This window comes from Paraeggerthella sp. Marseille-Q4926, from assembly GCF_916618935.1.
Lineage (GTDB): Bacteria > Actinomycetota > Coriobacteriia > Coriobacteriales > Eggerthellaceae > Paraeggerthella > Paraeggerthella hominis.
This window is the reverse complement of record NZ_CAKAKF010000002.1, coordinates 108,328-121,510: the sequence shown is the minus strand read 5'-3', so window position 1 is coordinate 121,510 and position 13,183 is coordinate 108,328. Positions and strand designations below refer to the sequence as shown.

General features: G+C 66.1%; 11 protein-coding genes. All 11 read right to left on the bottom strand.

The window, feature by feature from the left end; genetic code table 11:
- Positions 1-55 precede the first annotated feature (55 nt).
- Complete coding sequence (gpmI, locus tag LG373_RS03800) at positions 56-1,600, bottom strand: 2,3-bisphosphoglycerate-independent phosphoglycerate mutase (RefSeq protein ID WP_225749055.1); 1,545 nt, start codon at positions 1,598-1,600, stop codon at positions 56-58.
- Positions 1,597-2,373, bottom strand: a complete 777-nt coding sequence (tpiA, locus tag LG373_RS03795) for a triose-phosphate isomerase (RefSeq protein WP_225749054.1) — start codon at positions 2,371-2,373, stop codon at positions 1,597-1,599. The genes gpmI and tpiA overlap by 4 nt, the downstream gene beginning before the upstream one ends.
- A 45-nt stretch (positions 2,374-2,418) precedes the next feature.
- Positions 2,419-3,603, bottom strand: coding sequence for a phosphoglycerate kinase (pgk, locus tag LG373_RS03790; protein WP_114566913.1), 1,185 nt, complete (start codon positions 3,601-3,603; stop codon positions 2,419-2,421).
- 28 nt (positions 3,604-3,631) lie between these two features.
- Complete coding sequence (locus LG373_RS03785) at positions 3,632-3,829, bottom strand: hypothetical protein (RefSeq protein ID WP_114566914.1); 198 nt, start codon at positions 3,827-3,829, stop codon at positions 3,632-3,634.
- 223 nt (positions 3,830-4,052) lie between these two features.
- Complete coding sequence (gene gap / locus LG373_RS03780; RefSeq protein ID WP_114566915.1) at positions 4,053-5,054, bottom strand: type I glyceraldehyde-3-phosphate dehydrogenase; 1,002 nt, start codon at positions 5,052-5,054, stop codon at positions 4,053-4,055.
- Positions 5,055-5,131: 77 nt separating this feature from the next.
- Positions 5,132-6,064, bottom strand: a complete 933-nt coding sequence (whiA, locus tag LG373_RS03775) for a DNA-binding protein WhiA (protein WP_114566916.1) — start codon at positions 6,062-6,064, stop codon at positions 5,132-5,134.
- Positions 6,043-7,167, bottom strand: a complete 1,125-nt coding sequence (gene yvcK, locus LG373_RS03770) for a gluconeogenesis factor YvcK family protein (RefSeq protein ID WP_216529500.1) — start codon at positions 7,165-7,167, stop codon at positions 6,043-6,045. Before yvcK ends, whiA begins: the two co-directional genes overlap by 22 nt.
- A gap of 8 nt (positions 7,168-7,175) precedes the next feature.
- On the bottom strand, positions 7,176-8,135 hold the full coding sequence (gene rapZ / locus LG373_RS03765) for an RNase adapter RapZ (protein WP_114566918.1): 960 nt from the start codon (positions 8,133-8,135) through the stop codon (positions 7,176-7,178).
- Complete coding sequence (gene uvrC / locus LG373_RS03760) at positions 8,116-10,380, bottom strand: excinuclease ABC subunit UvrC (RefSeq protein ID WP_225749053.1); 2,265 nt, start codon at positions 10,378-10,380, stop codon at positions 8,116-8,118. Before uvrC ends, rapZ begins: the two co-directional genes overlap by 20 nt.
- 103 nt (positions 10,381-10,483) lie before the next feature.
- Complete coding sequence (locus LG373_RS03755) at positions 10,484-11,425, bottom strand: lysine exporter LysO family protein (RefSeq protein ID WP_225749204.1); 942 nt, start codon at positions 11,423-11,425, stop codon at positions 10,484-10,486.
- A 114-nt stretch (positions 11,426-11,539) separates the two neighbouring features.
- A complete protein-coding gene (locus LG373_RS03750) occupies positions 11,540-13,174 on the bottom strand; it encodes a serine hydrolase (protein WP_225749203.1) in 1,635 nt (544 codons plus the stop codon).
- Positions 13,175-13,183: the final 9 nt, after the last annotated feature.

Genomic DNA, 13,183 nt, shown 5'->3' with positions numbered 1-13,183 from the left:
GGGAGCCGACCCGGCCGACCTGCGCCCGTCCACGTCGGCTCCCGCTATCGCGAAGCTACGCCAGCAGGCTTCTTCCCGTCATGGCTTCAGGGGCCGGCAGCCCAATCAGCTCCAGCAGCGTGGGCGCGATGTCACAGAGCGCGCCCGGGGATCCGTCGAGCGTGCGCCCGGTTCCCGCGAAGTCCACGAACGCCAGCGGCACGAGCGCCGTGGTATGGGCCGTGAACGGGCTTCCGTCTTCAGCGAGCATCTTGTCGGCGTTTCCGTGGTCAGCCGTGATCAAGGCGATGCCGCCCGCCCGCTCGACGGCGGCGAGCACCTGCCCCACGCCCGCGTCCACCGCTTCCACGGCGGCTACGGCGGCGGGGATGACGCCCGTATGCCCCACCATGTCCGGGTTGGCGAAGTTCACGATGTACACGTCGGCCTCGCCGGCATCGATGGCGGCAGCCAGCGTGGACGCCACGCCGGGCTCGCTCATTTCGGGCTTCAGGTCGTACGTAGCCACCTTGGGGCTGGGAATGAGCGCGCGCTCCTCCCCCGCCTTCGGCTCTTCGCGGCCGCCGTTGAGGAAGAACGTCACGTGCGCGTACTTCTCGGTTTCGGCGATATGGTACTGACGAAGGCCGGCGGCTGCCAGCACGTCCGCCAGCACGTCTTCGGGAAACTCCTTCGCGTACGCCACGGGAGCGGCGATCTCGGGGTCGTACTCGGTCAGGCAGACGAACGAAACCTGCGGAACCCGGCTGCGCTCAAAGCCGTCGAACGAAGCATCCACCAGGGACCGAGTCAGCTCGCGCGCGCGGTCGGGACGGAAGTTGAAGAACACCACCGCATCGCCGTCGCACACGCCGCGATCCGAAAGCGCCACGGGCTCCACGAACTCATCGGTGACGTCGGCGGCGTAAGAGTCGGCCATGACCTGGGCCGGCGTGCGATCGACGCAAGGTTCGGCCTCCACGATGGCGCGCCACGCACGCTCGACGCGCTCCCATCGGTTGTCGCGGTCCATCGCGAAATAGCGCCCGGAAATGCTGCCGATCCGCACATCGCACGCATCGTCGGAAAGCTCCGCCGCCACTGCTTCCAGCTGCTCCACGAAGCCCGAACCGCTCTTGGGCGGCACGTCGCGCCCGTCCATGAAGCAATGCACGACAACGTTTCCAACGCCCGCCGCCTTGGCCGCGCGCATAAGGGCGTACAGGTGCTCGTTGGAGGAATGGACGCCGCCGTCGGACAGCAGGCCCATGAGGTGCAGGGCCGCGCCCGGCGCCGACGCCGCGGCGAACGCGTCGTTGAGCACCGGATTGGCCGCCAGCGACCCGTCCGCGCACGCGCGGTTGATGCGCGTAAGCTCCTGGAACACCACGCGGCCGGCGCCTATGTTGAGGTGTCCCACTTCGGAGTTGCCCATCTGGCCGTCGGGCAAGCCCACGGCCTCGCCCGACGCTTCGAGCTTCGTCCAAGGACGATGCGCGAACACGTCGTCCAAACACGGCGTGCTCGCCAGCGAAATGGCGTTGCCGGGACCGGGCTCGGCCAAGCCGAACCCGTCCATGATGATAAGGCAAGCCGGCAAGGTCGTGTTGGCGGGCCTCATCGCAGGCACGCCTTGATCAGCTGGACGAACGACGACGCCTCCAAGCTGGCACCGCCCACCAGGCCGCCGTCGATGTCGGGCTGGGCCAGCAGATCGTCCACGTTCCCGACGTTCATGGAGCCGCCGTACAGCACGCGCATCTGCTGCGCGACGTCCTCGCCGTACAGGTCGGCGAGCGTCGAACGGATGGCCGCGCATACGGCCTGCGCCTGTTCGGGCGTAGCCGTGCGGCCCGTGCCGATGGCCCAGATGGGCTCGTACGCCACGACGCACGTTGCGGCATCGCGCACGTCAACGCCCGCGAACGCAGCGCGCACCTGGGCGCAAACGTACTCCTCCGTCGCCCCCTCGTCGCGCACGGCAAGCGACTCGCCCACGCACACGATGGCGTACAGCCCGGCTTCGACGAGAGCCTTGACCTTCCGGTTGACGTCCTCGTTCGATTCGCCGAACAGCTCGCGACGCTCGGAGTGGCCCACGATGGAGCACGCGCAGCCGATCTCCTTGATCATCGGCACCGAGATCTCGCCGGTATAGGCGCCCTTGGGCTCCCAATACACGTTCTGGGCGCCCACGGCAACCTTCGCCTTGTCGAAATCGAGAACCGTCTTCGCCGGCTTGAGGTCGATGAAGGGCGGGCAGATGAGGATGTCGACGTCCTCGCCCCAGATGCCCTTGTCGTACTGGTTGGAAATCTCCTGCGTGAGCACGACGGCCTCGCCGATCGTGTTGTTCATCTTCCAGTTGCCCGCCATAAGAGGGGTTCGCTTCATACGTACCATCCTTTCAGATAGAGGAAACGCGATGGATGCGGCCAGCTAGCGCAATGCCTCGACGCCGGGGAGCTTCTCGCCCTGGACAAGCTCCATGGACGCGCCGCCGCCGGTGGAGATGAAGGTCATCTGCGCCGCCAGATCGAACTTGTTGACCGCGGCAACGCTGTCGCCGCCGCCGATGACGGTGTCGGCTTCCGCATTGTCGGCCACCGCCTGCGCCACGGCCTTCGTGCCGGCCTCGAACGCCGCCATCTCGAACACGCCCATGGGGCCGTTCCAGAACACGGTGCCCGCCTCGGCCACGGCCTGGGCGTACAGCTTCGCGGTTTCAGGTCCGATATCGAGGCCCATCATAGCATCGGGAATATCGTCCACCGAAACCGTGAGCGTTTCGGCATCTTCGGCGAAGCGGTCGGCACACACCACGTCAACGGGAAGCAGCAGCTTCACGCCGCGCTCGTCCGCTTTGGCGATCATGGCCGCCGCGCGCTCGATCCAATCCTCTTCCTTGAGCGACGAACCCACCTGCTTGCCCTGCGCCAACAGGAACGTGAAGCACATGCCGCCGCCGATGACGAGCGTGTCGCACTTGTCCATGAGCGCGTCGATGACCTTGATCTTGTCGGACACCTTCGAGCCGCCCAGGATGGCCACGAACGGGCGCTTCGGCTCCTCGAGCATGCCGGTGAGCGTGGCCACCTCGCGCTGCATGAGGTAGCCCGCGTACGCGGGGAGCAGCGCCGCGACGCCCGCCGTGGAAGCGTGCGCGCGATGCGCGGTGCCGAACGCGTCGTTCACGTACACGTCGCCGAGCTTTGCCAGCTCTTCGCAGAATGCGGGGTCGTTCTTCTTCTCGCGCTTGTCGAAGCGCAGATTCTCCACCACCAGCACGTCGCCGTCGCGCAGGGAGGCCGCCTTGGCCTGCGCGTCCGCGCCTACGGTATCGGTGGCGAACACCACGGGCTTGCCCATGAGCTCGGAAAGCTTCTGGGCGGCCGGGCGCAGCGTGAACGACTCTTCGAAGCCCTCGCCCGACGGACGGCCCAGATGGCTCATGAGAACGACGCGCGCGCCTTGCGCGACAAGCTTCTCGATCGTGGGCAGCGCCGCGCGGATGCGCGTGTCGTCGGTAACGACGCCGTCTTTCACCGGCACGTTGAAATCGACGCGCACGAGCGCGCGCTTCCCCGCCGCGTCCAGCTCGTCGATGGTCTTGATGTCAGCCATACAACCCTCTTCCACAGACTAATGATACCTATTGATTTCCGTTGCCCGGCGTCGCGTTCCGGCGCGCCATTTCGCTGGCGATTGCCTCGGTCGCCGCCGCCGTTCGCTCGGCAGCCCTCACAAGCCGCACCGCCATGACGATCGCGAAGATGGCAACTCCTGCCGCAAGCAGGAACGGAACCGTCAGCAGCAGCAGCTCCGGAGCGCCCATTCCCAGCACCCTCATAGCGTGCTCCTTTTCCTCGATTCGCGCGAAGCGCGAAAACAACCGGACAGGTTGGCGCAGTAAAACAGCGAGGGGCGCTGCGGTGCCCGAGATTCGCGGGAGGACGCGGGCGAAGCGTACTTGGGTACGCGAGCCCGCGGCATCGTGCGAAGATCGGGTGCCCCAGCGCCCCGCAGCGTCGAGCGGTTCCGCCGGCCGTCAGGCCGACGGAGCGAGCATTTCTCTACAGCAGGATCTTCACCAGGTCCTTGACGCGGTTGGAGTAGCCCCACTCGTTGTCGTACCAGCTGATGCACTTGACGAAGTTGCCTTCGCCGCCCATCACCATGGTCAGCTTGCTGTCGAAGATGGAGGAGTGCGGGTTGCCCACGATGTCGATGGACACGATGGGGTCCTCGGTGTATTCCAGCACGCCCTTCATCGGGCCTTCGGCGGCAGCCTTCATGGCCGCGTTGATCTCCTCGATGGTGGCGTCGCGCTCAAGCTCGACCGTCAGGTCGACCATCGATCCGTCCGGCGTGGGAACGCGCGTAGCGAAGCCGTCCAGCTTGCCCTTGAGCTCGGGCAGCACGAGCGAAACCGCGCGGGCAGCGCCCGTGGTGGTGGGGATCATCGACACGGCTGCGGCGCGAGCGCGGCGCAGATCCTTGTGGGGAAGGTCGAGGATCTTCTGGTCGTTGGTGTAGGAATGGATCGTGTTCATGTAGCCGCGCTTGATGCCGAACGTGTCCAGCAGCACCTTCGCGAAGGGGGCCAGGCAGTTCGTGGTGCACGAAGCGTTGGAGATGATGTGATGCTCGTCTTTGTTGTACTGATCGTCGTTCACGCCCATGACGATGGTGATGTCCTCGTTCTTGGCGGGCGCGGAGATGACGACCTTCTTGGCGCCGGCGTCAAGGTGCGCCTTGGCCTTCATGCCGTCCGTGAAGAAGCCCGTGGACTCGACGACCACGTCGACGCCCAGCTCGCCCCAAGGCAGGTTGGCGGGCTCGCGCTCCGAGAGCACCTTGACCGCATGGCCGTCGGCCACGAAGCCGTCCTCGGTAACCTCGACGGCGTCGAAGGCACGACCGTGGATGGAATCGTACTTGAGCAGGTGGGCCATCGTCGGAATATCGCCAAGGTCGTTAACCGCCACGACCTCGATCTCGGGATCGTTCGCCATCGCGCGGAACGCCAGGCGGCCGATGCGGCCGAATCCGTTAATGCCTACTTTGATTGCCATGCGTATCCCCTTTCATAAAGATACTCAGTTTCTCGTTTACGGCACGAACCGATAATACAACACAAGCACTCGCCATTCTACCCGCGCACCTCTTTCGCCATCTGCTCGATCCGGCGAACGCGGTGGTAAACGGCGCTTTTGGACAGCGGAGGGTTCGCTCGCTCCCCCAACTCTTTGAGGGTGGCGTCGGGATACCTGACCCGCAGCTTGATGAACTCCTGCAACGCCGGCGGCAGGTTCTCCATGCCGTGCGCCTCCAGCACCATGCGGATCGCGTACAGCTGGTCAACGGAAGCGTTGGCCGCTTTGGCCTGATTCGCTATCTCGGCGTTGGTCTGCCGGTTCACGTCGTTGCGCACGCTCTTGATGACGCGCGCGTTCTCCATGGCGAGCGCGCTTTGATGAGCTCCCGCGAAGGCCAGAAACTCCAGGATGGCCGCGCCGCTTTTAAGGTAGACCATGTACGAGCTGCGCCGCTGCATGACGCGCGCGTTGATGCCCTTGCGCTCCAGCAGGCTCACCAGGCTGTCGGCCAAGTCCTCGTTTTCGACCGTGATCTCGAAATGGAAGTCGCCGCGCGGATCCGAGACGAACCCGCTTCCCAAAAACGCACCGCGCAAATAAGCCGCAGTACAGCATTCCTTCGCCACCAGATCCGAGGTGAGCCCCATCATCAGGCCGCCCTCGGCGGAAAGCACGCCCATGTCGACGAGCGATTCCGCCAAGCGCGCCTGGGAAGGCACCTCGATAAGGTAGTTCGGCGTCTTGTGCAGCACGCTGCGGCGCACCGTGAGGTTCGTCTCCAGGTGGTACAGCTCGTGCAGCAGCTTGATGACCAGGCGCGCGACGGACGGGACGTCCGTCGCGATCTCGATGCGGTACTTGCCCTGCCCGCTGAAGAACAGCGTGCCCTCGATGCGCACGAGCGCCGCCAGCGTCGCCTTCTCGCAATGCGAGCAGGTGGGTGGAACGCGAGCCAGCTCGTCTTTTACTTCCGCCGTGAACGACATAGGCGCAACACCCCCGAAAACGCTTCCCGCAACGCAGCCGGATCATGCCAGGTAGGCCGCAACGCATCCACCAGGTTGCGCGCGATGACCACCGGGCCGCGCGCCTGGATGGCCTGCACGTCCTGATAGCTGACGCGCACGGGACGCACCCGCTGCGACAGCTCCAAATCGCCCATGTCCGATGTCGAAGCGTGCTCCGGCTCGGCACCGGCCAAGGCACTGAACAGGCCCGTCGCCGGACTATCGGGCCGCAACGGCACCTGCGTATGCACCAGCACGTAATCGAGCAGCCCGCGCATGCCGTGATCCATGAGGGCATCCACGTGCTCGCGGGCGGCAAGGCCCCACGTCTCCCCCTGCATGTCGGCGAGCGAGCACACGAACAACGTGCTGCCCTTCGATGCGCGTATGGCGTCCACCACGCCGGGAACCAGCAGGTTCGGGATGATGGACGTGAACAGGGAACCCGGCCCCAGCACGATGAGGTCCGCGTTGCGAATGGCCTCGAGCGCAGGCTCGTAGGGCACCACGCCGCGCTCGGCGCGAAGCCGCACGCATTCGAGCGCGGTGCGCGAATGGCACGCCACCGCCTGACCCTCTAAAATGCGCCCGTCGCGCGTGCGCGCGGCAAGCGACACCCGATCGAGCGTTGACGGGTACACGTGCCCCCGCGCTTGCAGCAACCGCTCGCATATAGCGATAGCCTGGGGAAACGACCCTGCCGCATCCTCCAATGCCGACAGCATGAGGTTGCCCAGGGTGTGGTTGCGCGCAAACGAGAACCGATACTTGAACGCCTTGGTCAAAGGGTCGCTCGGATCGGCCGCCATAGCGGCGATGCACTTGCGCACGTCGCCGGGAGGCGTGACGTCGGCCTCTTCGCGCAGGATGCCGGTCGATCCGCCGTCGTCGGCCATCGCCACGACGGCGCTCGTTTCGACGCCCATCGACAGCAGCGTGCGGATGGACACCGGCGCGCCCGTGCCGCCGCCTATCACGACGGCGCGCACGTGCTCGTCGACGGCGGACGCCGCGCTCGGCGTGCCCAGCGAGGCGAAAGCGGCCGTCAGGGACGGATCATGCGAGAACGGTTGCGTTGCCATGCAAAGCCCTAGCGCCCGGCGACCGGAGCCGCAGCGGCGGAATCCGTCACCAGCAAACCGTCGGCCCCTTCGGCCAGCTTGAGGTCGCGATGGGCGATGCTCACGCGGTAGCCCTTCGCCTTGAGGTAGTCGGCCGTGGCCTCCGCCAGCGCCACGCTGCGATGCTGGCCGCCCGTGCATCCGATGCCGATGGCCAGCTGCTGCTTGCCCTCGGCCACGTAGCCCGGCATCACGCAATCGAGCAGCGCGCGCCAGCGCTTCTGGAACTCCTCGGTCTCGGGGCGGTACAGCACGAAGTCGCGCACCGGCGCGTCCAGGCCCGTCAAGGGGCGCAGCTGGGGATCGTAGTACGGGTTCGGCAGGAAGCGCACGTCCATGACCAGGTCGGCGTCAAGAGGCGCGCCGTGCTTGAACCCGAACGAGTACACCGTGACCTGCAGGCCCGTGCGGTCCTCGCCGGGTGCGAACAGAGCGCGGATGGTGGTGCGCAGCTGCGGCGGCAGCATGTCAGTGGTGTCGATGACGTGATGCGCGCTCTCGCGCAGCTCGAACAGCAGGTCGCGCTCGCGCACGATGCCCTGAGCGATGGACGCCCCGTCGGCGGAAAGCGGGTGACGGCGGCGGCTGGACTTGTACCGCGCGATCAGCTTCTCGTCGTCGGCGTCCAGGAACAGGACGCGGTAATCGAGCCCGCGCTCCTTGAGCTTTTTGAGCTCGCTTGTCAAGCTGGCGAAGAAATCGCGGTTGCGCGCGTCGCACACCACGGCCAGGCGTCGCCGCTCGTCGGGCTGGCCGGGCATGCCGGTAAGCTCGAGCAGGTTCCCGATCAGGCTGGAGGGCAGATTGTCCACGCAGAAGTAGTCCAGGTCCTCGAACACGTGCATCGCCTCGGTGCGGCCGGCGCCGCTCATGCCGCTCACGATGACGAGCTCGGGCATGTGCTCAAGATCAACCGTCGATTCGCTCATCAGCAATCCCTTCGTCGGTACGGGAGCGCTCGCCCGTGCTGGCAAGCGCGTCGGATTCGCATTGCTGCGCGCCGCCCACGACGCGCACGTCCTTTCGCTCCCTATTATACTGCTGAAGCACGCGGTACAGCTCCTCAGCCACCTCTTCGGGCACAAGGCGCGCCGCTTTGATGTCGTCAAGGGCGGCGTCTTTGAGGTTCTTAAACGATTTGAAGTGCTTGAGCAGCGCCTTTTTGCGCACGGGTCCAAGGCCCGTCACGTCGTCGAGGATGGAGGCGGTCATGCCCTTGCCGCGCAGCTCCCGGTGGAACGTGATGGCGAAGCGGTGGGCCTCGTCGCGCACCTGTTTCACCAAATACAGGGACGCGGAACCGCTCGGCAGCACCACCGGGCCCGTGTCCTGCCAGGGAACGAACAGCTCTTCGTCGCGTTTCGCCAGGCCGCACAACGCAATGTCGCGGATTCCCAGCTTGTCGAACATCTCGAGCGCCGCGGACAGCTGCGGCTTGCCGCCGTCGAGGATGATGAGATCCGGCTTGCTTCCGAAGCGCTCGTCCGCCATGCGCTCGGGCGCGTAGCGGCGGCTCATCACCTCCTGCATGCTCAAAAAGTCGTTCGCCTCGTCGAGCGGCGTCTTGATCTTGAAGCGACGGTACTGGTTCTTGTCGGGCTTGCCGTTCGTGAACACCACCATGGAGGCCACCGTGTAGGAACCGTGAATGGTGGAGATGTCGAAGCATTCGATGCGCAGGGGAGGCTCGTCGAGGGCCAACGCGCTTTCCAGCTGAAGAAGCGCCTCGTTGATGCGCTTGTCCTCGTAATTGGTGCGCACTTTGTAGCGCATGAGCGTGTGCTTCGCGTTCGTCTCGGCCATGCTCACAAGCTCGTGCTTCTCGCCTTTGCGCGGCGCCGTGAACCGCACCTTCGCGCCATGGGGGCTTGCCAGCTTCTCGGTGAGCCATGCTTCCATAGCCTCTTCGTCCTCGGGCTCGTCGCGCACGATGATCTCATGCGGAATGGACGTGGTGGCGTCGTAGTAGCGCAGCAGGAACATGTGCAGCAGGTCGTCGTCGGGCACGTCTTTGCCGCGGTTCAGCACGAACTCGTTCGAGTTGATGATACGGCCCTCGCGCACCATGAACACGTGCACGCCGGCGATGGTCTCCTCGCGGAAGATGCCCACCACGTCGGCGTCCAGGTTGCGCGTGGACACGGCATGCTGCTTGTCGGTCAGGCTGTTGATGGTGTCGATGCGCGCCTTGATGCGCGCGGCGCGCTCGAAGTCGAGCTCTTCGGCCGCAGCCTGCATGTCGGCGGTCAGCTCGTCGACGAACTCCCGATGCTGCCCGGACAAGAATCGTCCGATGCGCTTCACGTTGACCTGGTACTCTTCGGGCGTCACCGCGCCGCAGCACGCGCCGGGCCCCAAGCCCACGTGCGCATCGAAGCACGGGCGCGCGTCGCTTGCCATGAGCGCGAGCGGGTTCTTCTCCAGCCTGCGCTTGAGCTGACGCCAATCGGCGCACGATGTGGCGCACAACGGCACGACGCGCCGCGCGATGTCCACCATGTCGCGCGCGGCGCGGCTGTCGGTATAGGGGCCGAAGTACTTCGTGTCGGGCTTGTGCTTCTCGCGCGTGTACTTGATGGCGGGAAACACGTCGCCTTTCGTGAGCGCGATGAACGGGTACGACTTGTCGTCTTTGAAGTCGGCGTTGAAGAACGGGCTGTGCTGGTTGATGAGGTTCTTTTCCAGCACGAGAGATTCGTGCTCGTTCTCCACCACGATGTAGTCGAAGCTGTCGATCTGGTCGACCAGCAAGGGTATTTTGGCGCGCTCGTCCTGGAAGTTCACGTACTGGCGCATGCGCGCGCGCAGCTGCTTCGCCTTGCCTACGTAGATGACCTGGCCGGACTTGTCTTTCCATAGGTACACGCCCGGCAGCGCGGGCACGGCGTTGAGCTCCTGCTTGATGCGTTCGAGCTTGGCCGTTGCCGCCCGGCCTTCCGGCAAGGTCGGCTTCCCGTCGGCCGAGGCGGCGGAGCCGAATTCGCGCGTCGCCTGGTCGAGGTCGCAGCGATGCTGCTCGCGCTCGATGCGCGAGCGCTGTCCCGCCGGCTGATCCAGGTTGTCGAAGCCAAGGGCGTCGCCGTCGTCGAGTGCGGAAAAGCCGGCCGAATCGGCAGCTTCCCCTTCTTCGTTCGCAGCATTCGTCTTGATGGGTTTGTCGAGGTATTCGTCCATGAACGGCAGTATAGCAAAGCCCCGTTGCGCACCGGCCGAGCCGCCGCCGCGCGAACAAACGATTCATGTTTGGGAGCGGGCCGTCAACGCGGCCCGCGCACCGCTATATGAACGGGTGGAACGCCTCTATCAGAACCGGGACCATCGCCGAGCAGATAACGCCGTTGAGCACCGAGAGCACCACCGTCTCGCCGTTCGTGCAGCGAATGAGCATGGGCAGCGTGGTATCCTCGCTCGTTGCGCCGGCGGGCGCGATGCACGTAGGGTAGTTGAGGTGCCGGGCGATCCAGGGGATGCAGAAGAACGACACCAACTCGCGCAGCAGATTCGACAAGAACGTGATGCTGCCCACCTGCGCGCCGGCGATCTCGGTCATCATGACGCCCGACAAGCTGTACCAGCCCAATCCCGACGCGATGGCGCCTCCCGTCGGCAGGGAAAGCCCCGTCAAGGGAGCGCACAGCAAACCGCCCGCGATCGATCCGACCACAATGCCGAAGGGAATGATGAGCACGCGCACGTGATACTGCCGCAGCTTGCCCAAAAGGCCGCGGCTGCCGCCCACGCTGATGCCCACGAACAGCATGAGGCCGTACAGGATCAGGTCGGAATGGTCGGCCAGCGCGTCGAGCGGCGCAAGGTGCACGCCCGCCAGCCCGTAGGCTATCCCCAGCACAAGCGCCCCCACCGCCATGCCGATCATGACGGCTTCGCCGTTGCCGGCAGGCTCCCCCGCCGCCGGCGCCTCCTGCGCAGCGGCCACGTTCGGACCGGCCGCTTTGCGGGTTATGTCGCTCATGAGCCAGTTCGTCAGGCCGTACACGACCAAGGTCGAAAGAGCCACCGGCACCAGGCAGAACAGGGCGCTCGCCCACCCGACGGTGCCCAGCTCCTCCAGAAACGTGTCGCGCCCTCCCAGCAAAGCCCCCATCGAGAAGATGAGCAACGCCGTGAACAGCAGCGTCAGCTTCTCGTTCGCGCCTTTGAGGCGCGCGGGGAACACCGTTGCGCCCACGAGCACGCCCACGGCCATGATGACGAGCACTTCCAACCTTGATCCCCCTTTGCTGCGAAAGCATCCATTGTAGCGCAAAGCGGCGCTACGGGGTTTCAGGTTCGCGGGGCATGCGCTCGGTTCGCGCCGCGAAGCCGCGGGGCTTCAGGTTCGCCGGGAGCGCGGTCGGCTCTCCTTCGCCGGAGGCGCAGCGGCGCGGACCCGCCCGCGCCCCATGCGCACGGCTACCGCCAGCTTGGCGGCGCCGCCCGCAGCAAGGAGCGCCGCGCTTGCCCCCAGCACCGCAGCCACGTCGGGAGCGAACGTGAGCACGTCGCGCCACGGCACCCCGCGCAGGATGGGAAGCGCCAGAACCGCAAGCGGCGCGACGACGTGCAGGACGACGGCGCGCGCGACCAGCATCCGCCTCGCGCGCAACCGCAGCGCCGGCGACGCCTGCGATACGTACGTCACGCGCATGCGGCGCGTCCACCGCCGCAGCAACCCCAGCGGCGCTGCGCTCGCCAGCAGGACACAGGCGTACAGCACGTCGTTGCGCGCATGCGCCACCCGCACCCACGAAGCGTCGACCGGGTCTGGATCGGCGCCCACCGCCGCAGCCACCACGCCGTTCGCCAGCTCGAAGAACAGGTTGTCGCCGCCCGCATGGTCGCTCGCATCGCCCAGCACCACCACGCCCAAACCGCGCTCGGGCAGCAGGCACATGCTTGCCACGTAGTTCTCCACCTGCCCGTCATGGGACAGCACCGTCTCCCCGTCGTCCCAGGAAAACGACGTCCAGCCCATGCCGTAGTACGTGTCGCCTTCGGGATCGGGAACGCGGTCCATGAACATCGACTCGATTCCCTGCGGCGAGATCACGCGCTCCCCCGCGTCGCTTCGCCCGCCGTTGAGGTACATCCGCAGATAGCGCGCCATGTCGGAAACGCTCGCCGCCACGTAGCCCGACGGAGCGGCTCCCCACGCCTCGTCGCTTGACGCGTGCGCGAACCCATCGGCTACGGGCACGCCGAACCAACCGCGATGGCCAGGCGCCATGCCCTTTTCCCGCGCGATCTCGCCATCAGCCGTCGAGCGGTCCATCCCAAGGGGAAGAAGCACGTGATCGCGCAGGTACGCCGCGTACTCCTGCCCCGAAGCCGCTTCGACGATGCGGCCGAGCAAATCGTAGTTGGCGTTCGCGTACGAGAACGTCCCGAACGACGCGCCCTTGCGCGCATCGGCGAGCGCATCGTAGTACCCGAACCCGCTCGTCTGGTTGAGCAGGGATCGCACCGTGACCTCGGACGGCACGCCGTACTGCGGCACGTACAACGAGGCCGGCGCATCGAGGTCCACCTCCCCCGCCTCCACCAGCTGCATCACCGCAAGAGCCGTGAACGACTTGCTAAGCGACCCTATCGTGAAAAGCGCCTCGGCATCCGGGCAATCCCCCAGCGTGCGCAGGTACCGGACGCCCGAAGCATCCACCACGGCCACGGCAACGCCCGGCACGCCCGTGCGGGACGCGTTGTCGTCCAGGTAGGAATCGAGCCGAACCGCAAGCGCGCCGCCTTCGGGCTCCATCCCCTGGGGAGGCGCTTCGTCGGCCAAATCCCCCAGGTCGCCGCCGTCTTCGACGCCAAGATCCGCAGGCTCGTCGGAGGGCGCCGCAAGATCGGGCTCCTGGTCAGGCACGTCGGCGACAGGTGCGCAGCCGACAGCTGCACCGATGCACGAAAGCGCCAAAAAGGCCGCAATCGCCGCACGCCTGCCGATAATCGCCATCCCGTTCGCCATCACGATCGC